We start from the raw sequence: 25,407 nt of genomic DNA, 5'->3' as shown, positions 1-25,407 counted from the left end.
GGGTCAGCAGGTGACCTGCGGATCGGCGCCCGTGTAGTTCAGCGGGCCGGCAACGATCGTGGCCGCGATCGTCGAGACCTGGTCGCAGGTCGCGGATGATCCGGAGAAGTAGTCGCGCCGCGATGCCGCCACGACGCCGCTGATCAGCCACACCAGGACCACCACGGTCACGATCCGGCGCATCGCCACCTCCCGGACCAGGCTATGCGACCGGCCATGCGCCGCCGCCTCGTTCGGGGATATCGCGGTCAAGCGCAGCGTGGTCGTGTTACCGGCGACCTGACCGGCCAGCCTGACCGGGTCTTCGACGGGGGAGGACCAAGCCGCTTCGCCACGCACCGTGCCTTCGATCAGGTGGTCAGGCCGAGGGCCGGTGTGCTCCCATACCGGCCAGGCCGTGGTATGCCCAGCGGCGCAGCAGCCGCCACTGGATGAACACCGCGACCACGGTCAGGACCAGGGTCAGCGCGGCCACCGCGGCGGCGTAGCCGTAGCGCAGGTACTCGAACGCCTCCTGGTAGATCACCAGGGACAGGTAGGTCGTCGCGTACGGCGGAGGGCCGCCGTTCGTCACGACCAGCGCGGGGATGAACGACGCCTGCAGGCTCGCCACCGTGTCGCGCAGCACCAGGACGGCGAGCACCGGCGCGAGCAGCGGCAGCGTGACCCGGCGCAGCACCTGCCCGGCGCGGGCGCCTTCCAGTTCCGCGATCTCGTATGCCTCGGCCGGCAGCGCGAGCCGGGCGGTGAGCACGATGACGAACGTCTCGCCGATGGTGAACAGGCCCATGAGCACGATGCCCGCGCGGGCGTCTTCGGGGTCGGTGAGCCACTGGGGCGGCAGGGTGCCGAACATCGTCCGGCCGTTCTCCCCGCCGAGCTGGAGCAGTTGGTTGACCGGTCCCTGCAGGGGATTGAGCAGCCACAGCCACATCAGCCCGTAGGCGAGTTCCGGTACGGCGCCGGGCAGTAGCACCGCGGCCCGTGCCGTGCCCGCGCCCCGGGCCCGGCGGTGCAGCAGCAGCGCCAGGCCGACCGCGATGACCAGTCGCAGCGGCACGGAGTACGCGAGGTAGGACAGCGAGTTGCCGACCGCGGCCTGTACTGCCGGGTCGCGGGTGAGTTCGGCGAAGTTGTCCAGGCCGATGAACTCCGAGGTGGCGATCAGGTCGGTGTGGGTGAACGCCATCGTCATGGTGGCGGTGGCGGGCAGCAGCACGAGCAGGGCCAGCCCGGCGAGGTACGGCGCGAGCATCAGCACCAGCTGGCGGCGGTCGCGGTTCATCGGGGGGCCGCCTCGGCGGGCAGCGGGATCCGCTCACCGGTGGCGGCGTCGAAGGCGTGCAGGTGCTCGTCGGCGACGTGCACGGTGACCCGGTCGCCTGGCGCGGGGCGGGTGCGGGCCGGGACCTTGGCGACCACGGCGTGCCCGCCCAGGCGCAGGTGGATGAGCGCGTCCTCGCCGAGCACCTCTACTCGCGCCACCTCGCCGAGGGTGCGCGCCGGCGTGCTGTGTGCGGCGCTCAGCGCCACGTGCTCGGGCCGTACGCCCAGCTCGACGTCTGCCGCCGTGCCCGGCGGGCGCAGCGGCCCGTCGCCGGGCAGCAGGTTCATGCCGGGTGCGCCGACGAAGGAGGCCACGAAGCGGGTGCGGGGGCGGTGCCATACCTCGTCGGGGGTGCCGAGCTGCTCGATGCGGCCGTCGTGTAACACGGCGATCCGGTCGCCGAGGGCCATCGCTTCGGACTGGTCGTGGGTGACGTAGATCGTCGTCGCGCCGAGCCGGTCGTGGACCGCCCGGATCTCGGTGCGCATCGACGTGCGCAGGGCGGCGTCGAGGTGGGCCAGGGGCTCGTCGAGCAGGAACACGTCGGGTTCGCGTACCAGGGCGCGGGCCAGTGCCACCCGCTGGCGTTCGCCGCCCGACAGCTGGTGCGGGCGGCGGGTGAGCAGGTCTGCGCAGCCCACCGATGCCGCGGCGGCTGCCGCGCGGTCCGCGGCGGTCCGGCGGTCGGCGCCGCGGATGCGGTGGCCGAACGCGATGTTGTCGGCCACGGTCAGGTGCGGCAGCAGCGAATACGACTGGAACACCATGGACACGTCGCGTTGCCCTGGCCGCAGCGCGGTGACGTCGCGCCCGGCGATGGCGACGGTCCCGTCGGTGACACGGTCGAGCCCGGCGACGGCCCGCAGCAGCGACGACTTGCCCGCACCGGACGGGCCCAGGACGACGAGCAGCTCGCCTCGGGCCACGGTGAGGTCGATGCCGCGCAGGGCGGGGATCGCGCCGCGGGTCAGGTGCACGCCGCGCAGGCTCAGCCCTGCGGTCACCGGGACGCCGCGCCGCGTTCGAAGACGGTGCGGGTCGCCGCGTCGAGGTCGCGGATGACCTTGTCGAGGGGGTCGCCGTGGAAGAAGGCGTTCTCCAGCACCTTGCCGGTGGCGTCCTCGATCTCGGGCCAGGTTGCGATGGTCGGCACCGGGCGCAGCGCCGGGATGGTGTCGAGGAAGATCTGCGAGCGGGCCGGTGGTGTGCCGGGGGAGAGGAACGCGGGCGAGGTCGCCACGGAGATCCGCGACGGGACGGTACGCCCGGTCTTGGCCATGAGGGTGGCGCCGGCGTCGCTGAGGGCGTATTCGAGGAATCGCCAGGCGGCGTCCTGATTGGCCGAGGTCCTGGTCATGCAGTAGGCGTCGCTGTGCAGGATGTTGGCCGGGGTGCGGTACTGCGGCAGCGGGGCGACGTCCCAGTCGAATCCGGTGATCGCCCGGAAGGCGGTGGTGACCCGCCGCGAGGAGACGAACATGGCCAGCTTGCCGGCGGCGAACCGGGCCTCGTAGTCCTGGGCCTCGACCTCGACGTCGGAGGGGACGACGCCGATGCGGGGCAGTTCGAGGAAGTCCTGCATGACCTCGCGGGCCTGGGGCGTGTCGAGGGTGAGCCGGGTCGGCGCGCCCGGGTCGTCGACGATGTCGCCGCCGTTGGACCAGATGAGCGGCGCCATCCGGATCAGCTCGGGTGCGACGCCCAGCCCGTGCACCGCCACCGGGACCCCGGCGGTCTCGGGCTCCCCGGCGCGGACGGTCCGGCCGCTCGCGTCGCGGGTCAGTGCCTGCGCGGTGGCGACCATGTCGTTCCAGTGCCATCCCGCGGCGGGTTCGGCGACCTCGTACTGCTTGAACAGGGTGCGGTTGTAGTAGACGGCGAGGCTGGAGATGTTCTGCGGCAGGCACATCTGCTCGCCGCGCCACTGGAAGGCCCCCATGGCCTGGGGGTAGAAGTCCTGCTCGTGCAGGCCGGCCGAGGCGGCCAGGCGGGCGGTGACCGGTGCGAGCGCCCCCTTGACGGCGAACTGGCCGTAGTTGCGGTAGTTGATCAGGAACAGGTCGGGTGGGGAGTTGCCCGCGATGGAGGTGGACACCCTGGTCATCAGGTCCTTGGCGGTGCTCGCCTCGATGAGGGTGACCCGGGCGCCGGGCGTGGCCCGCTCGTACGCGGCGGCCAGTGCCCGGTAGGCGGCGAGCTCGTCGGGGGTGCCCGCGACCAGCAGGGACACCGTGTCGGCGGCCGGCTCGGCGGTGTCGCCGCACCCGGCGGTGACGGTGGCGGCGGTGAGCGTGGCGAGCAGGCTCAGCAGGGCGGCGGTTCGCTTCACGGGGCTCCTCGGGGGCCGTAGGCGTGCAGGAAGCGGTGCTGGGCGACACCGATCACGAGCAGGGCGGGCAGGGTGGTGAGGACGGCGGCGGCGAGGAACACGGGCTGGTTGTGCGGGTCCATCGCGGCCAGGGCGCGCAGTGCCAGCGGCAGGGTGAAGGCGGCCCGGTCGTAGAGGTAGACCATCGGGTCGAGCACGTTGGACCAGGTCAGCACGAAGGTGAGCGCGGCGAGCCCGGCGGTGACGGGCTGGACCTGGGGCAGGGCCATGCGCCGCCAGGTCTGCATGGGGGTGAGGTCGGCCAGCCGGCACAGGTCGTAGCTGTCGGCGGGGATGGCGCGGAACGCGAGGTAGTAGATCACCGGGTAGAGCGGTGAGGTGGCGATCAGCGCGGGTGCGATCAGCGGCACGAGCGTGTCGGTCAGGTGCAGCGTGCGGAACAGCACGAAGCGGGGCAGCAGCAGTGCGGTGGCGGGCACGGTCATGGCCAGCATGGACAGGGCGATGACGGTGGCGGTGACGCGGCGGGGGAGTTGGGTGAGGGCGAAGCCCGCCAGGGACGCCACGAGCAGGCTGAGGGGTACGCCGACGGCGGCGACGATCATCGAGTTGGCGGCCGCGCGTACCAGGTCGCCTTCACGGATCGCCTGATCGTAGGCGGCGGTGCCGACGCTGTCGGGGATGAGCGGCGGTGCGACGACGGGCGGCTGGCCGGGTTCGCGCAGCGAGCCGGTCAGGAGCAGCAGCAGCGGCGACAGGAAGAGCGCCGTGACGGCGGCGGCGCCGTACGTCCGCCGGTGGCGGTGCGGTGCGCGAGCGCGGCCCGGCGGTGTCATGGGCGGGCATGCCCGATCGCGGCCGGGCCGTGCCAGAAGCGTGCCACCTTCGAACCATCCCTAGAGGTTTCCATGCATCGATGCGTAGCATTGCATGTCTAGCCGAGGTGGGGAATATGAAATCATCGGTCAGTTTCGGTGTCACCGTCCTGCTCGGTCTGTCGCTGGTGGCCTCGGCCGATGCGCACGGCCTGCCCGCCGACGTCGTGATCGGACCCGACGTCGCCGCTCTCGAAGCGCTGGAGGGGGCCGCCGGCCCGTCCGGCGCCGATGAGTGGTTCATGGCCCAGCGGCTGGGCGCCGACCCCACCGGCGACCTCGTGAAACTGGCAGGCCGCTCCCGCGCCCAGGCCGAGCGGATCCGCGCCGGTGCGTCGAGCTTCGCCGCGCTGCCCGCCTGGCAGTCGCTGGGGCCGACGAACCTCGGCGGCCGGGTCACCGATCTGGTCGTCGACCCCGCCGTCGCCAACACCGTCTACGCCGCCACCGCCTCCGGCGGCGTCTGGAAGAGCACCGACTCCGGCACCACGTTCAACTACGCGTGGAACACCGCCATCACCCAGGCCATCGGCGCGATCGCGATCACCAGCACCGGCGTCCTCTACGCCGGGACCGGCGAGGCCAACCCCGGCGGCGGCAGCGCCTCCTTCCCCGGCACCGGCGTCTACCGCTCGACCGACCGCGGCCTGACCTGGCAGTCGATCGGCCTGACCGGCACGCACCGGATCGGCCGGATCGTCATCGACCCCACCAACGAGAACCGCATCCTGGTCGCCGCCACCGGCAACCTGTACGTCGCCGGCGGCGACCGCGGCCTCTACCGCACCACCGACGGCGGCGCGACCTGGACCCAGATCCTCGCCGGCGCCAACGCCACCACCGGCGCTTCGGACGTCGCCCTCGACCCCGCCGACCCCAACCGCATCTACGTCACGATGTGGGACCACCAGCGTATGCCCGCCAGCCGCCGCTACGGCGGGGTCGGCTCAGGGCTGTACCGGTCGACCAACGGCGGCACCAGCTTCACCCGCCTGGCCAGCACGCTGCCGCCCTCGGGCACCAACGTGGGCCGGATGGGCGTCGCCGTGGCCAAGAGCGACCCCCGTCGCCTCTACACGATCGCGGCCAACGCCACCGGCAACTTCCTCGGCTTCTGGACCTCCACCGACCGCGGCGACAACTGGACGAAGATCACCAACACGACGGCGCTGAACTCGTCGCAGTCCACGTTCGGCTGGTGGTTCTCCCGCATCTTCGTCGACCCCGCCGCACCCCAGCACATCTGGGTGCCGGGCGTCCCGATGCTCGAATCCAGCAACGCGGGCGGCAGCTGGACCAGCAACTCCAGCTCCTTCCACGTCGACCAGCACGCGGTCGCGGTCGACCCCCGCGTCGCCGGGCGCGTCTTCATCGGCAACGACGGCGGCGTCTACCGCTCCACCGCCAACGGCTCACTCAGCGGCGCCTGGACCAAGACCACCCGGCTGGGCAACATGCAGTTCTACACCGTCGCCGTCTCCCAGCAGGACGTCACCCGCATCAGCGGCGGCCTGCAGGACAACGGCTCGGTCCGGTCCTGGTCGGCGTGGGGCTCCTACTACGGCGGCGACGGCCTGCAGAACCTCATCGACCCCACCAACCACCAGAAGGTGTACGCCTGCTCCCAGAACGGCTCCTGTGGCCGCTCCACCAACGGCGGCAACTCGATGAGCAGCTTCGGCTCGACCACCTCCGACCGCCGAGCCTGGCTGACGCCGGTCGTGTTCGACCCGTCGAACCCGGCGATCATGTACTACGGCGGGAACCGGCTCAACCGCTCCACCAACTCGGCGCAGAGCTGGACCGCGATCAGCGGCGACCTGAGCCGGGGCAGCAGCGGCAGCACCAGCTACAACACCATCTCCACGATCGCCGTCGCCAAGACCAGCCCCGCGACCGTCTACGTGGGCACCGACGACGGCCGCATCTGGGTCACCCGCAACACCGGCGGCACCTGGACCGAGATCGGCACCGCGCTGCCGCAGCGCTGGGTCACCCGGCTCACCGTCGACCCGACCGACGCCAACCTCGTGTACGCCACGCTGTCCGGATACACCACCGGGGACATGGCCGCGCACGTCTACCGCACCACCAACGGCGGCGCCAGCTGGCAGAACATCTCCGGCAACCTGCCCAACGCGCCCGTCAACGACCTGGTGCTCGACCCGCAGAACCGGGCCGCGCTCTACGTGGGCACCGACGTGGGCGTCTTCACCTCCACCGACGCGGGCGCCACCTGGTCGGCCGCGGGCACCGGGCTGCCGACGGTGTCCGTGATGGACCTCGCGACCGCGGTGTCCTCCGGCCGTACCCTGATCACGGCCGGTACCTACGGCCTGGGCGTCTACCGGCTCGACGTCGGCGCGCCCGTAGCGTGAGGAACGCCTGGCGGAGTGCCCTGGCCGGGCTGAGCCTGCCGCCGGGCGGCGAAGGTCATGGTCTTGGCGCGGCGGTGCTGGCCCGCACGGTGAGCGTGGTGGCCAGCTCCAGCCCTGCCTGCGGTGGCCGCTCGCCGCGGCCGAGGGCGAGGGCCAGTTCCGTGGCGGCTGCGGCCATTTCCGTGAGGGGCTGGTGAACAGTGGTCAGCGGGGGATCCACCAGCGAAGCGATCGGGAGGTCGTCGAATCCGACCACGCTCAGGTCCGCCGGGATCCGCAGGCCCAGCCGCCGCGCCGCCTGGTAGACCCCGAGCGCCTGCAGATCGTTGCTGGCGAAGATCGCGGTCGGTGGGTCGGGTCTGCTGAGCAGCGTCATCGCGGCCGCGTGGCCGCCCTCCTGGGTCAGGTCGGCGGCCGCGACCAGGCTGGGGTCGGCGGGAAGGCCCGCGGCGGTCAGCGCGGACCGGTAGCCGTCGACCCGGGCCTGGCAGCAGAGGATCTCGGGAGGGCCGGCGATCATGCCGATGCGGCGGTGCCCGAGGTCCATCAGGTGGCGGGCGGCTGACCGGCCGCCCGTCCAGTTCGTGGCGCCGACGAAGGGTACGCCGTCGGGCAGTTCGGCGGTGGGGTCGACGACGACGAACGGGATGCCTCTGGCCCGTAGCTGGTTGCGCTGGTCCTCCGACAGCTGGGCCACGGTCACCACGCACGCCGGGCGCCGGGCGACGGTGTCGTCGATCCAGTAGTGGATCGTGCTGCGCTGCGGCCCGAACTCGGTCAGCACGACGCCCAGGCGGTGTTCGCGGGCGACGCTCTCCACCCCGCGGATGATCTCGACGCCCCACATGTGCTGCAGCTCGTCGAAGACCAGCTCCATGATGTTGCTGCGGGTGGCCGGCGCGGGCCTGCGGTATCCGTACCGGTGGACGAGCGCTTCGACGCGTGCGCGGGTCTCGGCGGCGACGCCGGAGCGGCCGTTGAGCACTTTGGACACGGTCGGGATCGACACCCCGGCGGACTCGGCGATGTAGGAGATGGTCACCGGCCCGGCCGGGCCGGGGAGGGCGAGTCCGGTGTCGGTCACGGGCCCGTCTGACTCGGCGTTTGACAACCCGGCTCCCTCCGTCGTGCCCCCCGATGCCTCTGTGCGGCCGGGGCCGGACGGTGCCCGGCGCCGCTCACGGCGCAAGGATAGCCTCCGCCGAGGTGCGCGAGCCGACCTCGATCGGCTCGTAGTCGAACCAGTCGAACCGGACGGTGCCGGCCGCGGCGTACATGCCGAGCACCCGGCCGGTGAAACCGCCGGCCACCTCGGTCGACAGGTGTCTGCCGTCGAGTTCTGCCAGCACGTCGAACGTTCCGTCGGGGTGCTCGATGCCGAGCCGGATGGTGTCGGGCTCCTTGCACGGCTGCCAGTGCGCAGCTGAGGTGGCGAGGACGTCCATCCGCAGCAGCACCGGTCCGGGCGTGGTGGCGCGGTCGGCGAGCACCGTCCGCAGGGACGACGCGCGTGCGGACACCTGCACCCGGCCGTCGCCGGCCTCGATCTCGTAGTGGTGTGCCTCGTCGAGGCGGGCGGCGAGGCCGCCCCGGCCCGCGGTGGCGTCGAGCAGCGTGCGTACGGTGCAGGACAGATGCTGCTGGCGCCGGCCGACGAACATGACGTCAGGCCGGTCGAGCGAGTCGCCGCGGGCGTGCAGGGTGAGCCAGCCCGGGTGTTCGGTGAGCGAGCAATGGTCCTCCGGGCGGGAGCGCACGGAGATCCATCGCGGGTGCAGGCGTCGGGAGTCGAAGTCGTCGCGACGCGCAGGGGCGGCCACGGGGTGTGCCGGCCAAGGTGGTGCCGAGAGGGTCGCCTCGACGCGGCCGGCGACGGGCCATCCGTCGGTCCAGGTCACCGGCGTCAGGAACGTCTCCCTGCCCAGGACGTGCCAGCCGGGTGTGCCGCCGCGGGGACGTACCCCGAGCAGCAGCAGCCACCACGATCCGTCGGGGGCCTGGACCAGGTCGGCGTGCCCGGTGTTCTGGATCGGGTGGTTGATGCCGCGATGCGTCAGGATCGGATTCGCCGGGCAGGGCTCGAACGGGCCGTCCGGCGCCGGGCCGCGGGCGATCGACACGGCGTGGCCGCGTTCGGTGCCGCCCTCGGCGATCAGCAGATACCAGTACTCGCCTATCCGGTACAGGTGAGGTGCCTCAGGTGCTTGGGCGTCGCGGCCGCCGGACCACAGCCGGCGGGGCGTGCCCAGGGTCCGGCCGGTGTGCGGGTCGATGCGTGTCTGCTCGATTCCGGCGTAGGTGCACCAGCAGCGTCCCTGGTCGTCCCAGGCCAGGTCCGGGTCGATGCCGGCGATGCCGGGCAGCCTGATCGGTTCGGACCACGGCCCGGCGGGGTCGGCGGCGGTGAACAGCATGGTGCCGCCGCCTGGTGCGACGTTGGTGGTGATCAGCCAGAATCGGCCGTCGTGGTGGCGCAGGGTGGGGGCGTACACGCCGGCCGATGACGGCGTTTCGGGAGGCAGGTGCAGCTGGCTGGGCCGGTCGAGCGCGTTGCCGAGCTGCTCCCAGTGCACCAGGTCCCGGCTGTGCAGGATCGGCACGCCGGGGAAGTACTCGAAGCTGGAGCAGGCCAGGTAGTAGTCGTCGCCGACGCGGCAGACACTCGGGTCGGGGTGCATGCCCGGGATCACGGGGTTGTCGAGAAGGCCGTCGGCCCACTCTGCGGCGACGGCGGAGGTGTCCGCCGGGGACGGCTGTGGCTGTGCCGAGCTCATCAGGTTGTCTCCGTCGGTGTGCGGTCAGGGCGATCGCGGCGAGACGGCGTCGTCTGCATCTGCCGAGCTGAACCGGGTGGAACTCTCTCCGCCCGGGGTGAGGGAAACTTTCCAGGCCAGTTACGACATTTTCTCGGCGGAGCGTAATGACGGTAGGCGATCTCGTCAATGCATCCACCTTGTCATCCGCCGATCGCTGGCCCGGTGCCTGGTCGAAGGCGCTAACATTGACGCATATCTAGGAAAGGCGTAGCGTCCGGGCCGAAACTTTCGCTGTGATGATGGCGGAGGTTGATCGCTGCGGGAGCCAAGCAGCGTCGCGGATACAGAGGCAGCTGACCGCGAGGCACTCGACCATGCCGCGCGTCGTCACGCGCCGATCACCCGCCCGGACCGGCAGCTCGTTCAGGCTGCCCGGCTCCCGGCCGAACGCCGGCCGCGCACCCGCCATCGGCTGCGCGGCGGCCCGCTGACACCCCGTTCCACCCCGTACCCGCCGACCTCAAGGATCATCATGACCCCGCAGAACACCCGCCGGACGAGATGGCGTGCCGCCGTCATCGCCGGCGGCGTCGCAGCACTGCTCACCGCCGGCATGGCCGCAGCCGTGAGCGCCCAGGCCGCCGCCGGCTGCCAGGTGGCCTACTCCGTGTCCGCACAGTGGCCAGGCGGCTTCACCGCCAACGTCGACGTCACCAACCTCGGCGATCCCGTCAACGGCTGGAACGTGCGCTGGACCTTCCCGTCCGGCCAGCAGGTGACCCAGGCGTGGAACGCGACCGTCACCGCTTCCGGCGCGCAGCAGACCGCGACCAACATGAGCTACAACGCGGCGATCGGCACGAACGCGACCGTCTCCTTCGGCTTCAACGGCTCCTGGTCGGGCAGCAACAACCCGCCTACGTCCTTCACGCTCAACAACGTCACCTGCACCGGCGCCATCGGCGGCACACCGTCGCCGTCGCACAGCCCGTCGACCCGCCCGTCGCCGTCCACCTCGCCGTCGACGTCGCCCTCACCGTCGACGCCGCCCCAGCCGGGCAATCCGATGGCGACCGTGGCGGCGATGCAGCCCGGATGGAACCTGGGCAACACCCTGGACGCCATCCCCGACGAGACCGCCTGGGGCAACCCGCTCACGACCCAGGCACTGCTGCGCCACGTACGCCAGCAGGGTTACCGGAGCATCCGGATCCCGGTCACCTGGTCCAACCACCACGGCCCGGCACCGGCGTACACCATCGACAGCACCTGGCTGAGCCGCGTCCGGCAGATCGTCGACTGGTCCCTGGCCGAGGACCTCTACGTGATGATCAACCTTCATCACGACTCCTGGCAGTGGCTCAACACCTACCCCACCGACCGCGCCAACGTGCTCGCCAGGTACAGCGCGCTGTGGACCCAGCTGTCCGGCACCTTCCGCGGCTACCCGTCCCGGCTGGTCTTCGAGAGCATCAACGAACCCCAGTTCGCCGGCACCTCCGGCGACGAGCAGAACTATCAGGTGCTGCACGAGCTGAACGCCGAGTTCGTACGGATCGTGCGCCAGTCGGGCGGCGGCAACGCGACCCGGCTGCTCGTCCTGCCGACCCTGTTCACCAACGCCGACCAGGGCCGCCTGGACGCGCTGACGGCGACGTTCCAGCAACTGGACGACGGCAACGTGGCCGCGACGGTCCACTTCTACGGATGGTGGCCGTTCAGCGTCAACATCGCCGGCGGCACCCGCTACGACGCGTCCGTCGAGCAGGACCTGATCGGCACCTTCGACCGGGTGCACGCGACCTTCGTCGCCCGGGGCATCCCCGTCATCATCGGCGAATGGGCCCTGCTCAACTGGGACCACAACCGGCCCGGCATCATCGAGCGGGGGGAGTTCCTCAAGTTCCTCGAGGCCGTGGGCTACCACGCGCGGATCAGGAACCTCACCACCATGGTGTGGGACGCGGGCCAGTTCCTCAACCGCAGCGAGCTGCGCTGGCGCGACCCGGGCGTGTTCGCCATGATGAGGACCAGCTGGACCACCCGCTCGGCCACCGGGTCCAGCGACCAGATCTACGTGTCCCGCGGCGCGGCGATCACCGGTAAGAGCATCACGCTCAATCTCAACGGCGCCTCGTTCGCCGGCCTGCGCCACGGCACGGTCAACCTGGTCAGCGGCAGCGACTACACGTTGTCCGGCAACGTGCTGACGCTGACCGCGGCGGCGGTCACGCGGCTGGTCGGCAGCCGGGCCTACGGCGTCAACGCGACCCTGGAGGCCAGGTTCTCCCAGGGCGAGCCGTGGCCGATCAGCATCATCACCTACGACCCGCCGATCCAGGCGGCCGCTTCGGGCACGACCAGCTCCTTCGCGATCCCGACGCAGTTCCGCGGCGACCAGCTGGCCACCATGGAGGCGAAGTACGCCGACGGCACCAACGCCGGACCTGCCGAGTGGACGTCGTACAAGGAGTTCTGGACTCACTTCCAGCCCGACTACGCCGCCGGCACCCTGCTGCTCAAGCCCGAGTTCTTCAGCGAGGTCCGCGACGGGACCATCACCTTGACGTTCCACTTCTGGAGCGGGTCCCAGATCACCTACCGGATCACCAAGGCAGGAACCGCGGTCACCGGCAACAGCAGCTGAGCCGGGCCACCGCGACGGCGGAAGGCCGGCCGGCGGCCCCGCACCTGGTGCCGCCGGCCGGTCATCGCTCGTCTATCGGTGCCAGCGGCTCCAGGGCGGGACCCTGCAGCACGGCGCCGTCGACGTCGAAGCGGGAGCCGTGGCAAGGGCACTCCCAATGCGCCCGCCGAGCCGGACCAGGTCTTCGGCGAGAGCCAGCAGGAAGCGCCGGGGGTGGAACTGCGCCTGGCCGGTGACACGCACCGCCGCGGCGACGGCGTAGGGCAGGCCGGTGTCGGTGACGAACTCGGCGGGCAGGCCGGCCGCGGCCGCGGCGTCGGCCTCGTCACGCAGCGATGCCACCGCCTCGGCGCCGACCCCGTAGGTGTATGCCGTGCGGGCTTCCCAGTCGCAGCGCGCGTCGATCGCGGCCGCCACCTCGTGCAGGCGGGCGAGGGCCGCCTGCTGGGAGCGGGCGTAGAGCCCGGCCTTGTCCGCGCCGAGCTTGTGGTAGACGGCGCTGTGCAGCGCGGTGACCTTGGCGGTGGTGTTGCCGGTGGAGGCCTGGGCGATGCGCTCGGCTTCGAGGATCACGACCCGCCGTCCGGCGCGAGCCAGGGACCAGGCGGTGCACAACCCGGCGATGCCCCCGCCGACGACGGCGACGTCCACGTCGCGCAGATCCGCCGCGGGCAACGTGGGGTAGGAGGTCGGCGGGGTGGTGCTCAGCCAGTAGGAGATGTCATCTGCCATCACTGGCTCGTACCCAGCGCACCCCGGGGCAATCCCCGATGCCGCGCAAGGTTCCCGATCGACCGCGGTGAGCGGTGCGCACGGTCGCGCTGAGCGGCTCGCCGCCCTCGGGGTCGGCGAGCATCGCGTGCCGCGGTCAGCTGCCCGTGACCGATCCGTCCTCGTCGAGCGGCACCTCGTGCATCGCGAGTTCCTCGGCGCTGGCCCCACCGCCCGCGGCGCCGGCGTCGTAGGCGACGGCCTCGCCCTCGGTGTCGGACTCCAGCCCTTCGTCCGGCGCCACGAGCCGGCCGACGAGGCCGCCGGTCAACGGGTCCTCGCCCATCCGCTCGTACATCGAGACCTGAGAGTCCAGGTGCGGATCGACGGGCGCCTCGTCGTGAAGCTGCCGGTCGAACGAGGGTTGCTCGTCCTCCACGGTGTCGGAGCCGTCGGCCGGCCTCAGCGGGGCACCGTCGTCGATCTCTTCGAGGACGTCCGGCTCCTCCCGCGCGAGGCGGGTTGCCAACGGTTCGCCGTCTGTCCCATCGCCGGCCGTGGTGCTGAACTCGTCCACGGCCAGCGGGCCGGCTTCGCGGTCGGCGGGCAGCGGCGCAGGATCCCGGCCGTCGGCCTCGCGGACGGATTCGACCTCGTCGTAGGCGTTGGAGTCCTGGTCGGCATACTCCGGTATGCCATCGGCCTCCGTGTCCGAAACCGGATGCGGGTAGCTGTCCTGACGTGCCATGTGCCCGGAGTACCCGCTGCCCGCCTGGTCAAACCGATCATGAGCGCAGTGGGCAGGCCGCCATACGTGAGCCGAGGGCATCGGACAGGGCGGGCACGGCATCGCCTCGCCGGCTCCGACTGCGGCGACTGCATCATCCGGCAGGGTCCCGCCGCACGTTGTCTCGGTGTCCCGGGAGGTGCCGCACCACCCGGGTGCCGCCCTCGCAGCCGGCTGGACAGTCCTCGTGGTAGTTCGCGGACTGACGGGCCCCGGCGAGGAGATGACACAGCCCGATCAGGTTGGCGTCCTTCAGCCGACGCGCCTCGGCCTCGACCTCCGCGAAGCGCCGCTGCTCGGTCAGCAGCCAGCCGAGCTGCCGGTAGGCAGAGTTCTGGCCCGGCTCGGCGAGCAGAACCCGGATGAGCCGAGTCGCCTCCTCCAAGTGGCCCTGCGCCGCGAGCAACCGCGCCAGATCCTTGCGAACGTGCCACTCGCCCGCGTCGACGGCAGCCCGGTAAGCGGCTGCCGCCTCGTCGATGCGGCCGAACTTCTCGAACAGCGCGCCCAGCGGCCATCGAGAAACACCCGGCGCGCCGATCGCCGACCGGTAGGCGCGGACCGCCTCATCCAGCCGGCCCGCCCGCGCGTAGACCTTGGCCAGCCCGGCGCCGGCCGCCGCGTCACCAGCCGCTATCGCCGTGCCGTACTCGGCGATCGCCTCCTCGGCCCGACCCGTCCTGCAGAGCAGCTCGGCCAGGTGGACCCGGGCTCGTGGCTCGCCCGCCTCCACCGCCGCCCGCCACCCGGCGACAGCCTCGTCCGTGCGGCCGGCAACCGCCAGCAGGTCCGCGAGGCCGCCGTACGCCCCGGGCAGACCGGCCCCGATGGCGGCCCGCCAGTGCGCCTCCGCCTCCTCGACGCGGCCGTTCTCCATCAGCAGCCCGGTCAGGCGATCCACATCCCGCCAGTCCCCGTCGACCGCCCGGGATTCGAGAAACGTAACCGCTTCGTCCACCCGCCCCTGTTCGACCAGCCAGTCGGTGTGATCGTCCGGATCAATCGGCTCATGGATCATGGCGGCACGATACGACCCGCTGGTGCTGCGAGTGAACCCGATTTCGCACGGCCATCAGTCGCACTGTTCGTGGCACCAGCGCACATCCGCGCGGCCCTCGTCGGTTACCAGGCGATGTGCGACGGCACCAGCGGACGTGCGACATGATCACGTGGACCTCCGATGTGGAGCGGCGCCCGTCACCCTGACTCGGTGGCCGCTCGGTGGTCGCGGATCACCTTGCGCAGCGCGGGCAGGGCCGGGCCCGCCTGCGCGACCAGGGAGTCCAGGCGTTTGGCGTACTGGCGGGTCTGCGCCCGGCTGACGGCGATCCGGATCTCGCCGGTGGCGGCCAGGGCGGTCAGCGCCGCGTCGCGCGGCTTCGGGTCGCCGCCGTTGAGTGTGTGGCTGACGGCGGAGCGGAGCCGGGCGACCGCACGGTGCTCGTGGACCTTGACCCTGGTGGCGGGGAAGATCCCCAGGATGCGGTAGCGCTCGGTGGTGACGACGCGGCCGTCGGCCAGCCGCTGCTGGACTGCGCGGAACATGGGTGTCTGCCCGTGGTGGACCCACCAGGACCACTTCTTCGGCTTGGGCGCGGACGCGATCTCCCGCAGCACCTCGGCCAGCAGGGCGTCGTGAACCTTGGCGCCGGTGGCGCGCGGCCTGCCGTCGGCGTCGGCCAGCGCGCCCTGCAGGTGCAGCTCGGTGAGTGCCGCGGCGCGCAGGATGTAGCCCAGGTAGCCGTTGCAGGTCAGCTTGCCCTTGTCGGTGTCGTAGGCCAGCAGGTAGATCTGCGAGGTGAGGGGCAGCTCCATGACCGCTCTCATTCTGACGCGGATTTGGGTGGTCGGCCGCGCCCCCGCGGCTCGCCTGCGTTGCCGGGCAGCCGGCCCGCCGCGGCCAGCGACTGGCGCAACAGGTACTCGATCTGCGCGTTCACGCTGCGCAGGTCGTCGGCCGCCCAGCGGGCCACCGCGTCGTGGACCGCAGGGTCCAGCCGCAGCAGCAGTTGCTTACGCTTGGCCGCCATGCGGCTATCATAGTGATATCTATTTTCGGTACGCAAGGCTCGGCACACGGAGACGCTGCGCGCCGAGCGTGGTGGTGGGCGACATCGCTCCTCCACACCACGCTCGGCGCGCAGATGTTCAGCCGCTAGAGCCCGGACTCCTGAAGGTGGCAGCCGACGCAGGCCGCAGCCAGTGCCGCTGCTCCGGCAGCTCCGACGAGCTCCATGGCGAAAGGGTTACCTGCGGCGTCGCAGATCTCCCGGCACGACGGCGACAGCTTGAGGACGGTGTCGCCACCGGAGCGCTCGGCTGCGATCCGCAGGGCGTTCCGCAGTTGCTGATCCGAGTTGAGCTCCTTGCCGAACTGCAGGATGTGCGGGATCGACGGGCCTTCGGCATCCCTGATCTCAGCCCCGAACGCCTCGACGTATTCGGTCGTGGGGTCGACGAGGAAGGTCTGCGAGCCCACCTGGGTGGTGCTGGCCATCCCGTCGTCGTCGAGCTCCATCACGTGGGTCAGGGTCGCTCCCTTGCGGTCGCGGACCGACACCTTGATGCCGTCCGGCCTGGGGTACACGTCGAGCTGCTCGGTCACGTCCTGGCCGCTCAACGCCTGCAGGACCATGTGTTTGGGCTTGCGTTCCAGCCTGAAGCGGGTGTCGCGGATCATGATGCTGAACTCGCCGGTGCCCACTCGCTCGACGGTAATGCGCTGCGTTACTGCCATGATCGTCCCCCTGTGACCTGGAGTGAACCGCTCGTGGGTCAGGTGCGCACCTTGAGCCATTATCCCGTCGCCTGGCGGCGGTAAGTGTCGTATCGGACTGCGCGACTGGTCCTGTCCAGGCATGCGTGTTCCGTACGGAAAGCTGATACCAGGCAGGCCCGCCGCCGCTCAGAGCACGATGACGGACGCGGGACCGGCTGCTTCCCCCTGTCGCCTGCCGTTTAAGGGCCGAGTCGAGTTGAATTGGGTATTCTGGGTCAATGGTCACGGTTACGGCAAACGAGGTAAGGGTGCTCGCCCGGTCCCGGGCCGTCGATCCGGTACTTGCCCTGGTCGATGACGAGATCGTCGTGATCCCCGCAGCGGAGCTGGCCGGGAACGGCAGGGTCCTGTGCACCCAGCAGACGCTTGTCCGCGAGCTGGGCGCCGAGGTCAGCGACATCGAAGCCGAGCTGTTCGCCGGACGCCTGACCAACCTTCTCAACGACTGAGCCGAAACGGCGGGCTCGACAGCGGGGCCTGCTACGCGGGTAGGCGTCGGCAAGCCCTGTGCCGCGTGAACGGGCGGCACGGCTCCACGCCGCACCGCCCGTCAGGACATCAGCAGAGGCCTTCGCACCCGCCGCCGCTGGGCGGCGTACCCGCGTCCCTGGGGCTGGGCAGATCCGGGTGATATTCCGGCTCGGCCTTGGCGGTCCGCTTGGGCTCGGTCAGCAGGAACAGCTCGCCGACGGTGCCGTCGATCAGCATGATCGTCGACGGGTTGTTCGGGTTCTCCGGGTCGCCGTCCATGTCCGGGGCGTTCCACCCCTCGACCACCCTGACCGCCGCACCGCGCAGGCGGAGCACGCCGTCGACGTCCTCCTGCGTCACCATCACGTTGTACGCCTGCTCCGGGTCGACGTACTTCTGGCCGTCGGTGTAGCTGGTGCACTGCTTGCCGGTGGAGTCGCAGACCGTCGTGGTGGTCGTCGTGGAGGTCGCGCCGCTGGAGGAGGTGCGCTCGGTCGTGCGGGTGGAGGTGGAGCCCATGAGGTTTCCGTCCTCATCGCGGATGTACTCCGTCACGACGGTGACCTCCGTCGACGAACCGTCCTTGTTCTTGCGGTACTCGGTGCTCGTCGACTGCAGCAGGTTGCCGTCGCTGTCCAGCACGGTCTCGTCCTTGTGCACGACCTCGGTCGAGCCCTCCATGTGGCTCTCGCCGTGGCTGGTCCTGGTCCCTACCTCATTGCCCTCCTTGTCGGTGATCTCGATGCTGACGCCGTCCTTCTCGCGGGTGATGGTCTCCTTGGAGCCGTCGCCGTAGACGCGCACGTCCCTGCCGAACCAGTCCTTGTACCTGTCGACGACCCCGCCCCCGAAGACGTGGTCCCTCGGGTCCTTCGCGCCGGCGCTGATCAGGCTGGTCTTGATGTTGGTCAGCCGGATGCCCGGCTGCTCGTCCGGTCCGATGCCCTCCACGCCGAGGGAGAAGCCGCTGTGCTCGGGCGAGATGCCGAACTTGCTCAGCTGGTCCTCGGAGATGCCCAGCCGGGTGAGCGCGTCGCCGCGCTCGTGGAGCGGGAACGCCCCCAGCGGGTCCACGCCCAGCGCCTCGCGCGCCTCGATGATCTCGGCGGGAACGGCCACCATGGCGGCTAGCCCGTACTCGAACGACGGCAGCTTGCGGTCGATGAGCAGCTCGGCGATCAGCTCCAGGCCGGGCCTGCTGGCCGGGTCGTACGGGTCGGTGCCGGCCTGCAGCTCGTCGGCGTCGCAGACCCCGTCGTGGTCGGAGTCGACGACCGACCAGGCGACGTAGCAGGCGGTCGGGTCGCACAGCCGCAGCGTGCTGTACTTCTCGGCCGGCTCCTCGACAGCGGCCGCCGGGGTGATCACATGTACTGCCAGGGCTGCCACCAGGGCAGTCACCAGACCTGCTCGGAACAGGTTTCGCATCATGCGCGAACGATCCCACCGGGCCCGACGGGCCGCCGCTCTCTGTCCGCAACGCGCCAGAACAGGAGTCGCCCGTCGCGGGCTCCGGTTTGGAGGCTCAGGATGGGTCGGCACGGGATGAGCCTTCACAACGGCGGGGGAGTCTGCTTAACTGTCTGCACCCGATGGGAGAGCGCTCTCCCATCGCGTTAGGACAGCTGGGAGGTGAGGGCACGCACGCTTTTCGGTCGTGGCCGCCTGGGTCCGCTCAGGACACGCGGTCGCATCCCAGTCTGAGGCCCACCGTGCCCCGGTGTGGCTGACAGCGCACGGACCAGACGTGATCGGCGCACGTCTTCATTGTTCTCTCTACGGGAGAGGTGCAACCGATCATGCTTCTTCGCAGAGTGCTGCTCTGTGTCACCCTCGTGCTGGCCGGGGTCGGCTTAAACGTCGCCCCTGCGCAAGCCGCCCCCGACTTCTCGGTGCTGATCTTCAGCAAGACCGCGGGGTTCCGGCATGACTCGATCCCGGTGGGCATCACCGCGATCCAGCAGCTCGGAACCGCGAACAACTTCGCCGTCGAGGCGACCGAGGACGCCACCCAGTTCAACGACGCCAACCTGGCCAGGTTCAAAGCCGTGATCTGGCTGTCCACCACCGGCGACGTGCTCGACGCCACCCAGCAGGCCGCGTTCGAGCGCTACGTCCGCGCCGGCGGCGGGTACGTCGGCGTGCACGCCGCCTCCGACACCGAGTACGACTGGGCCTGGTACGGCAACCTGGTCGGCGCGTACTTCGCCAGCCACCCGGCGATCCAGCAGGTCACCGTGCGCGTCGAGGACACGGCCCACCCGTCCACCGCCGGCATTCCGGCGAGCTGGGTCCGGACCGACGAGTTGTACAACTACCGCACCAACCCGCGTGCCCAGGTGCACGTGCTGGCCAACCTGGACGAGTCCACGTACACCGGTGGCAGCATGGGCGCCGACCACCCGATCTCGTGGTGCCGCGCCTACGACGGCGGGCGCTCGTGGTACACCGGCCTGGGGCACACCCAGGCGAGCTTCAGCGAGACCCACTTCCGCACCCACCTGCTCGGCGGCATCCGGTACGCGGCCCAGGGCACTGGCAGCTGCACGGTCGGCACCCCGCCCGCCGGCACGTTCAGCCAGGTGACGCTGGCCAAGGGCGTGGCCGAGGTCGGCGAGCCGATGGGCCTGACCGTGCTGCCGAACCGGGGTGTGCTGCACACCTCCCGCGACGGCGTCGTGCGGTACACCGACGTCAACGGCAACACCAAGGTCGCGATGACCCTTCAGGTGTACACCCACGACGAGGAGGGTCTGCAGAGCATCAAGGCCGACCCCAACTTCGCCACCAACCGGTGGGTGTACATGTACTACGCGCCCCCGCTGAGCACGCCGGGCGGCGACGCCCCGGCGACCGGCACGGCGGCGCAGTTCGCGCCGTTCAACGGCTCGAACAAGCTGGGCCGGTTCACCGTGCGCGACGACCACACGATCGACCCGGCGTCGCTGGTCACGATCCTCGACGTGCCGACCAGCCGGGGCAGTGCTGCCACGTCGGCGGTGACATCGACTTCGACGCGGCCGGCAACCTGTACCTGTCCACCGGCGACGACACGAACCCGTTCGACTCGGGCGGCTCCGCGCCGATCGACGAGCGGCCCGACCGCAACCCGGCGTTCGATGCGCAGCGCACCGCGAGCAACAGCAACGACCTGCGCGGCAAGGTGCTGCGGATCAAGCCGGGCGCGACCGGCGGCTACACCATCCCGGCCGGCAACATGTTCGCGCCGGGCACGCCCAACACCAGGCCCGAGGTGTACGCCATGGGCTTCCGCAACCCGTTCCGGATGAGCGTGGACAAGGCCACCGGGGTCGTCTACCTCGGTGACTACGGCCCCGACGGCGGCGCCGACCCGAACCGCGGACCGGCGGGCACGGTGTCGTTCGAGCGGATCACCCAGCCGGGCTTCTTCGGCTGGCCGTACTGCTCGAACTACAACACGCCGTACCACGAGTACACGTTCCCCAGCGGCCCGTCGCTCGGCCTGTTCAACTGCGCGGGCGGCCCGACGAACAACTCGCGCAACAACACGGGCATCACCACGCTCCCGCCGTCGCAGACGGCCTGGCTGCCGTACGGCGGCGCCGGGCCCTGGCGGCCCGAGCTGGGCGGCGGCGGCCCGATGGGCGGCCCGGTCTACAACTTCAACCCGGCGCTGGTCTCCGACGTGAAGTTCCCGGCCTCCTACAACGGCAGGGCCTTCCTCGGCGAGTTCACCAGCCGCTGGATCAAGGCCGCCACGATCAACGCCAACGGCACCGCCGGCGCGATCGACCCGATCCCATGGTCCGGGACCGCGATCATGGACATGGAGTTCGGGCCGGACGGTGCCCTGTACGTGCTCGACTACGGCACGACCTGGTTCGGCGGCGACGCCAACTCGGCCGTCTACCGCATCGAGTACAACAGCGGCGGCAACCGGGCGCCGATCGCCCAGGCCACGGCGAACCCGTCCACCGGGGCGGCACCGCTGACCGTGCAGTTCAGCTCGGCCGGCAGCAACGACCCGGACGGCGACGCGATCACGTACGCCTGGGACTTCACCAGCAACGGCAGCACCGACTCGACAGCGGCCAACCCGTCGTTCACCTACGCGGCCAACGGTGAGTACACCGCCACGCTGACGGTCCGCGACACCGGCGGCCGGATCTCGACGGCCAGCGTCGTCGTCGGCGTCGGCCGGCCGGGGATCCAGATCGTCGTCCCGGGCAACGGCACCGTGTTCCAGTTCGGCGACCTGATCCCCTACGAGGTGCGGGTCACCGACCCGAACGTCGGCACCGTCGACTGCAACCGGGTCGTGGTCAACTACGTCCTCGGCCACGACAGCCACGGACACCCCATCACCAGCAAGAACGGCTGCACCGGGTCGATCCAGACCACGGTCGACGGCGAGCACGACGCGGCCGCGAACATCTTCGGGGTGCTCGCCGCGGTGTACACCCCGCCGACCGGGACGGCGGTCCAGGCTCAGCACGTGCTGCAGCCGCGGACCCGGCAGGCGGAGCACTACAGCACGATGAACGGCGTCCAGATCGCCGCCAAGGCCAGCGCGCACGGCGGCAACGCCGTCGGCTACATCGAGAACGGCGACTGGATCTCGTTCACGCCGTACAACCTGACCGGCGTCACCGGTTTCAAGGCGCGCGTCGCCTCGGCCGGGGTGGGGGGCACGCTGACCGTACGGGTCGGCTCGCCCACCGGCACGGTCGTTTCCACGGTGCCGGTCGCCCCGACGGGCGGCTGGGAGACCTGGGTCGACGTGACCGGCACGGTGACCGTGCCGGCGGGGACGCAACTGCTGTACCTGGTGTTCACCGGCGCCGCCACCGGCTCGCTGTTCGACATCGACGATTTCACCTTCACCTCCGGCGGCACCCAGCCGCCGACGGGGACCAACCTCGCGCTGAACCGTCCGGCGACGGCGTCGAGCGTCGAGGGCGCCTACACGGCGTCGGCGGCGGTGGACGGTTCGCTGACCACGCGGTGGGGCAGCGCGTTCGCCGACCCGCAGTGGATCCAGGTCGACCTGGGTCAGTCGTACGCGATCAACCGGGTGAAGCTGACCTGGGAGGCCGCGTACGGTTCGGCGTACCAGATCCAGACCTCGCCCGACGGCGTGACCTGGACGACGGCGCGTTCGATCACCGGCGGCGACGGCGGTGTGGACGACAACACGGGGCTGACGGCCACCGGCCGGTACGTGCGGATCAACGGCACGGCCCGCGGCACCGCCTGGGGGTACTCACTGTTCGAGTTCGAGGTCTACGGTGACAGCGGCCCGCCGCCGACCACCACCAACCTCGCGCTGAACAAGCCGGCCACCGCATCCAGCGTCGAAGGCGCGTTCACGGCCCCGGCGGCGGTGGACGGTTCGCTGACCACGCGGTGGGGCAGCGCGTTCGCCGACCCGCAGTGGATCCAGGTCGACCTGGGTCAGTCGTACGCGATCAACCGGGTGAAGCTGACCTGGGAGGCCGCGTACGGCTCGGCGTACCAGATCCAGACCTCGGCCAACGGCACGACGTGGACGACGGTGCGGTCGGTGACCGGCGGCAACGGCGGGGTCGACGACAACACCGCACTCGGGGCCACCGGGCGGTACGTGCGGATCAACGGCACGGCCCGCGGCACCGCCTACGGATACTCGCTGTTCGAGTTCGAGGTGTACAGCTGACCGCGTAGGCCGGCATGTCACCGGGCGCGGAGGACCGTCGAGGTCCTCCGCGCCCGGCCTGGCTCGCCAGGCGGCGACATGCCGCACCACAGGTTCCATTGCGCGAACCGATGCAACTGAGCGACGACGTGCGGGCGGCGTTCGAGCGTCTTGTCGCGGCCGGCTACACGAGCCGGTTGTTGTAATCGCCGGGTGCCGACCTGCACGGGCTACACGATGCAGGCTGCGGGGTGCTGCCGAAGGGTCAACTGTCCGCGGACCGCTGAACGCCCCGGTACTCCGCCCATGCTCGGGCAGCCTCGGCAACCTCGATCTTCCATTGCTGCGGGTCGGCGGCACTGATTTCTGCCCACAGGCTCCTCGCGGCGGCGACGAAGGTTGACACCGCCTCGTCGGTGGCGGCGGCGAATTCAGGGGAGTTCTGGCACCACAGCTCGGCGTCCTTGGGCGTGTGCCCTGCCTGGATGAGTTGCAGACCCACGCAGGCAGTGTCGAACCAGGGCGCGGCAAGGGTCGGCCAGGCCCAGTCGATGAACTTCGCCGAGCTGTCGATCAGGATGTTGTGGCGGTGCAAGTCGGTATGCGCGACTGTCGTTCCGGCGAGCAGGTGGGCGTGATCACCGGCGTAGTCGCGCCAGCGGTCATCGGCGGTGCGCAGGGAAAGCCCGTCAGGGGCTGGGATCGAGGCGAGCGCCTGCAGGCCCGAGGTGATCTTCAGGAGGTCCGGTGAGCCGGGACTGAGGTCAGCGTGGCGGCCGTCGAGGTATTGGAAGCCGAGCACGTCCCAGCCGTCTGCGGCCACGTGGAAGATGAGTGGTGCCGACACGTGCCGGACGTGGGGATTGATCGCGGCCTCGTTGCTCTGGGTCCAGACGGCCCGCTTGTGATCGGCGGGGACGCCCTTGAGGAAGTAGCGGTCGTGCGCCGTGTGCATGATCATGCCGAGCAGGCAGTTGTGTCCGGTGCCGACCTGTTCGGCGCGGACGAAGACCCCCGCCTCGGCCTCGATCAGGCGTCGTAGGCCGGCGGGGAGGTCTTGCCATGACACACGCTGGTTCATGGTCTCCTCCATCGCTGGGCCGCTTGCTGGCGGCGAGGTTACCGGGGCGGTGGAGGGTGGTCCCAGCGCCCACGCCGGGACCACCCTCGTCGGTTGTCAGTACGGGTTGTCGTCGCTGGAGTTGCAGTTGCACTTGTTCGCGGCCAGGATGGTCTGCTCGACGTTGACGAACTCGATCTCCGTCACCTCAGGCCGCGGCTGCGGACGCTGGGACAGCGCGACCACGACCGGTGCCGGTCGGGTCGCTGTGGCTGTCGGTGCCATTGACAATCACCTCCCCACTTTCTCGGTGCTGGCAGTAGCGCTCCATCGGTGACTTCGCCTGCCGGTACAGCCGGACCAGAGGCATGCACGTGTTGCACGTGCCCTGCACGCTGCACCCGCTGCACCCGCCGGTCCTGGCGAGCAGGCCGTCGGCGATGCCGCCGAGTCGGCGCAGGCCCTCCACGCCTTCGGCGAGGAGGTCGATGTTGGGATCCCGGCCGACCTTGCAGATCGACGCCATGCCGTGCGGGTCCACGTGGAAGAACGTGTGCCCGGCGTTGCAGCCGGTGAACGGCCTGCGTGCCTTGAGCAGCGGCATCGACTGCGCGGGCAGGCTCCGGGCACTGCCCATGATCGTCGGGGACATGTTCGAGAACACGTGGTAGGGCAGCCCGAACCCCTCGGCGAGGGCGATCATGCCATCGACCTCGGTGTCGTTGGTCTTTGTGACGACGAGGTTGAGGTTCATGGTCAGACCGGCCTCGCTGGCGGCGGCCAGGCCCCGGTGGAACTTGTCGAACGCGCCGCGACGGCGCACGAGCCTGTCGTAGCTGTCGGCCGTGGCACCATAGACGCTGATCGTGATGTGGTACGCCGGTCGGGTGCGCAGTAGGTCGAGGATCTCCGGCTTCCACAGCCGGGATGCGTTGGTCGAGATCGAGATCATCATGCCGAGGTCCCACGCGTACGTGTAGGTCTCGGTGAACAGCTTGTCGATCAGCGGCTCGCCGCCGGTCAGCTGCAGCCACACCACCCCGGCATCACGCAGGATGTGCAGGAGCTGGACCCGCTGGTCCCAGGCCAGGCCCTCGAAGCGCTTGATGTCGAGGTAGCAGTGCTCGCAGTCGTAGTTGCAGCCGAGGTTGAGCTCCCACGACGCCCGCCCGTAGCCGTAACTGCTGTGCTGGCGCACGGTCACGGCCTGGTTGACCGGCTCGTCACGCAGGCGCAGCCCCCAGCCGCTCACCGCGGCGTTGACCAGCCAGTCCGGTATTGGGCCGTGACGCGCGGACAGGTCACGAAGCTGCTCGTAGTGCCTGACGGGAATGCGCATGCCCTGCTCGCTGCCGGGTTTGAGGATGAGATGGCCGTCGTCGAGGAACGGGGTTGCGATGAGCTGATGCACGTCGATCACCTCCTGAGGGAGTGGGGTAGTGGGCGGCTGCCTGGCTGGCGACCGCCCGGAGTTCCGGCCCTTGGATGTGCCGAACAGCCGGACTGGCGCGAGTTCGTCAGCTCGGTCGTGGTGGTCCCCTCGGCATGCAGTCATCACTCCTTGGTCCGTAGGTTGGCTGTGAATGACGCCATCGCTCGACGGCGTCAGGGCGATGAACCGGCCCTATGCG

The 25,407-nt window shown here is 70.5% G+C and carries 19 protein-coding genes and 3 pseudogenes; 5 read left to right on the top strand and 17 right to left on the bottom strand.

The window, feature by feature from the left end; genetic code table 11:
- Window positions 1-3: 3 nt before the first annotated feature.
- From CS0771_RS39135 to CS0771_RS32465, 5 genes are read right to left on the bottom strand one after another with little or no spacing between them, the layout of a single operon-like run.
- On the bottom strand, window positions 4-339 hold the full coding sequence (locus CS0771_RS39135) for a hypothetical protein (protein WP_244871162.1): 336 nt from the start codon (window positions 337-339) through the stop codon (window positions 4-6).
- Between the two features lie 19 nt (window positions 340-358).
- The gene (locus tag CS0771_RS32480; RefSeq protein WP_212846163.1) at window positions 359-1,255 is read right to left on the bottom strand and encodes a carbohydrate ABC transporter permease; all 897 of its coding nucleotides are present in this window, start codon (window positions 1,253-1,255) and stop codon (window positions 359-361) included.
- A 26-nt stretch (window positions 1,256-1,281) separates the two neighbouring features.
- Entirely contained in the window at window positions 1,282-2,331 is a 1,050-nt protein-coding gene (locus CS0771_RS32475) for an ABC transporter ATP-binding protein (RefSeq protein ID WP_212844561.1), read from the bottom strand.
- Window positions 2,328-3,656, bottom strand: a complete 1,329-nt coding sequence (locus CS0771_RS32470) for a sugar ABC transporter substrate-binding protein (RefSeq protein ID WP_212844560.1) — start codon at window positions 3,654-3,656, stop codon at window positions 2,328-2,330. The genes CS0771_RS32475 and CS0771_RS32470 overlap by 4 nt, the downstream gene beginning before the upstream one ends.
- Window positions 3,653-4,492 (bottom strand): carbohydrate ABC transporter permease, encoded by an 840-nt coding sequence (locus tag CS0771_RS32465; RefSeq protein ID WP_212844559.1) that lies wholly within the window; start codon window positions 4,490-4,492, stop codon window positions 3,653-3,655. The genes CS0771_RS32470 and CS0771_RS32465 overlap by 4 nt, the downstream gene beginning before the upstream one ends.
- A 116-nt stretch (window positions 4,493-4,608) precedes the next feature.
- Between CS0771_RS32465 and CS0771_RS32460 the strand changes: the two genes are divergently transcribed.
- Entirely contained in the window at window positions 4,609-6,909 is a 2,301-nt protein-coding gene (locus CS0771_RS32460; protein ID WP_212844558.1) for a glycoside hydrolase, read from the top strand.
- Window positions 6,910-6,964: 55 nt separating this feature from the next.
- On the opposite strand, the gene CS0771_RS32455 is transcribed toward CS0771_RS32460, so the two are convergent.
- Together CS0771_RS32455 and CS0771_RS32450 are read right to left on the bottom strand one after the other, a co-directional pair.
- Window positions 6,965-7,993 carry a LacI family DNA-binding transcriptional regulator gene (locus CS0771_RS32455; protein ID WP_244871161.1) on the bottom strand — a complete coding sequence of 343 codons (1,029 nt, stop codon included), beginning with the start codon at window positions 7,991-7,993 and terminating at the stop codon, window positions 6,965-6,967.
- Between the two features lie 94 nt (window positions 7,994-8,087).
- Window positions 8,088-9,683 carry a glycoside hydrolase family 43 protein gene (locus CS0771_RS32450; RefSeq protein ID WP_212844557.1) on the bottom strand — a complete coding sequence of 532 codons (1,596 nt, stop codon included), beginning with the start codon at window positions 9,681-9,683 and terminating at the stop codon, window positions 8,088-8,090.
- Between the two features lie 514 nt (window positions 9,684-10,197).
- Between CS0771_RS32450 and CS0771_RS32445 the strand changes: the two genes are divergently transcribed.
- A complete protein-coding gene (locus CS0771_RS32445; protein WP_212844556.1) occupies window positions 10,198-12,312 on the top strand; it encodes a cellulase family glycosylhydrolase in 2,115 nt (704 codons plus the stop codon).
- 61 nt (window positions 12,313-12,373) lie between these two features.
- Here the strand turns inward: CS0771_RS32445 and CS0771_RS39785 are convergent.
- From CS0771_RS39785 to CS0771_RS32415, 7 genes and pseudogenes are all read right to left on the bottom strand, one after another.
- Window positions 12,374-12,439, bottom strand: a pseudogene (locus tag CS0771_RS39785) (hypothetical protein); the annotation flags it as partial.
- Window positions 12,440-12,462: 23 nt separating this feature from the next.
- Window positions 12,463-13,044: pseudogene (locus CS0771_RS32440) on the bottom strand (NAD(P)/FAD-dependent oxidoreductase); the annotation flags it as partial.
- A 136-nt stretch (window positions 13,045-13,180) separates the two neighbouring features.
- Entirely contained in the window at window positions 13,181-13,771 is a 591-nt protein-coding gene (locus CS0771_RS32435; protein ID WP_212844554.1) for a DUF5709 domain-containing protein, read from the bottom strand.
- 133 nt (window positions 13,772-13,904) lie between these two features.
- Window positions 13,905-14,828: a lipopolysaccharide assembly protein LapB gene (locus CS0771_RS32430; protein WP_212844553.1), complete on the bottom strand. Its 924-nt coding sequence runs from the start codon at window positions 14,826-14,828 to the stop codon at window positions 13,905-13,907.
- Between the two features lie 179 nt (window positions 14,829-15,007).
- On the bottom strand, window positions 15,008-15,625 hold the full coding sequence (locus tag CS0771_RS32425; protein ID WP_212844552.1) for a GPP34 family phosphoprotein: 618 nt from the start codon (window positions 15,623-15,625) through the stop codon (window positions 15,008-15,010).
- A gap of 8 nt (window positions 15,626-15,633) precedes the next feature.
- A complete protein-coding gene (locus CS0771_RS32420) occupies window positions 15,634-15,840 on the bottom strand; it encodes a hypothetical protein (protein WP_212844551.1) in 207 nt (68 codons plus the stop codon).
- A gap of 125 nt (window positions 15,841-15,965) precedes the next feature.
- Complete coding sequence (locus CS0771_RS32415) at window positions 15,966-16,514, bottom strand: hypothetical protein (protein ID WP_212844550.1); 549 nt, start codon at window positions 16,512-16,514, stop codon at window positions 15,966-15,968.
- Between the two features lie 293 nt (window positions 16,515-16,807).
- Here CS0771_RS32415 and CS0771_RS32410 point away from each other — a divergent pair, with 293 nt between their 5' ends.
- Entirely contained in the window at window positions 16,808-17,038 is a 231-nt protein-coding gene (locus CS0771_RS32410) for a hypothetical protein (protein WP_212844549.1), read from the top strand.
- 109 nt (window positions 17,039-17,147) lie between these two features.
- Here the strand turns inward: CS0771_RS32410 and CS0771_RS32405 are convergent, their stop codons facing one another.
- Window positions 17,148-18,461, bottom strand: a complete 1,314-nt coding sequence (locus CS0771_RS32405) for a thrombospondin type 3 repeat-containing protein (protein WP_212844548.1) — start codon at window positions 18,459-18,461, stop codon at window positions 17,148-17,150.
- A 398-nt stretch (window positions 18,462-18,859) separates the two neighbouring features.
- Here CS0771_RS32405 and CS0771_RS39780 point away from each other — a divergent pair.
- Both CS0771_RS39780 and CS0771_RS32400 read left to right on the top strand, forming a co-directional pair.
- Window positions 18,860-19,819, top strand: a pseudogene (locus tag CS0771_RS39780) (ThuA domain-containing protein); the annotation flags it as partial.
- Between the two features lie 35 nt (window positions 19,820-19,854).
- On the top strand, window positions 19,855-22,737 hold the full coding sequence (locus CS0771_RS32400) for a discoidin domain-containing protein (protein ID WP_371821516.1): 2,883 nt from the start codon (window positions 19,855-19,857) through the stop codon (window positions 22,735-22,737).
- Between the two features lie 244 nt (window positions 22,738-22,981).
- Here CS0771_RS32400 and CS0771_RS32395 read toward each other — a convergent pair whose 3' ends face one another.
- Both CS0771_RS32395 and CS0771_RS32390 read right to left on the bottom strand, forming a co-directional pair.
- On the bottom strand, window positions 22,982-23,797 hold the full coding sequence (locus tag CS0771_RS32395; protein WP_212844547.1) for a hypothetical protein: 816 nt from the start codon (window positions 23,795-23,797) through the stop codon (window positions 22,982-22,984).
- A 187-nt stretch (window positions 23,798-23,984) separates the two neighbouring features.
- A complete protein-coding gene (locus tag CS0771_RS32390; protein WP_212844546.1) occupies window positions 23,985-25,187 on the bottom strand; it encodes a radical SAM protein in 1,203 nt (400 codons plus the stop codon).
- Between the last annotated feature and the right edge of the window lie 220 nt (window positions 25,188-25,407).

It is taken from the genome of Catellatospora sp. IY07-71 (genome assembly GCF_018326265.1).
Classification (GTDB): Bacteria; Actinomycetota; Actinomycetes; order Mycobacteriales; family Micromonosporaceae; genus Catellatospora.
This window is presented reverse-complemented; position numbering and strand designations above follow the sequence as displayed.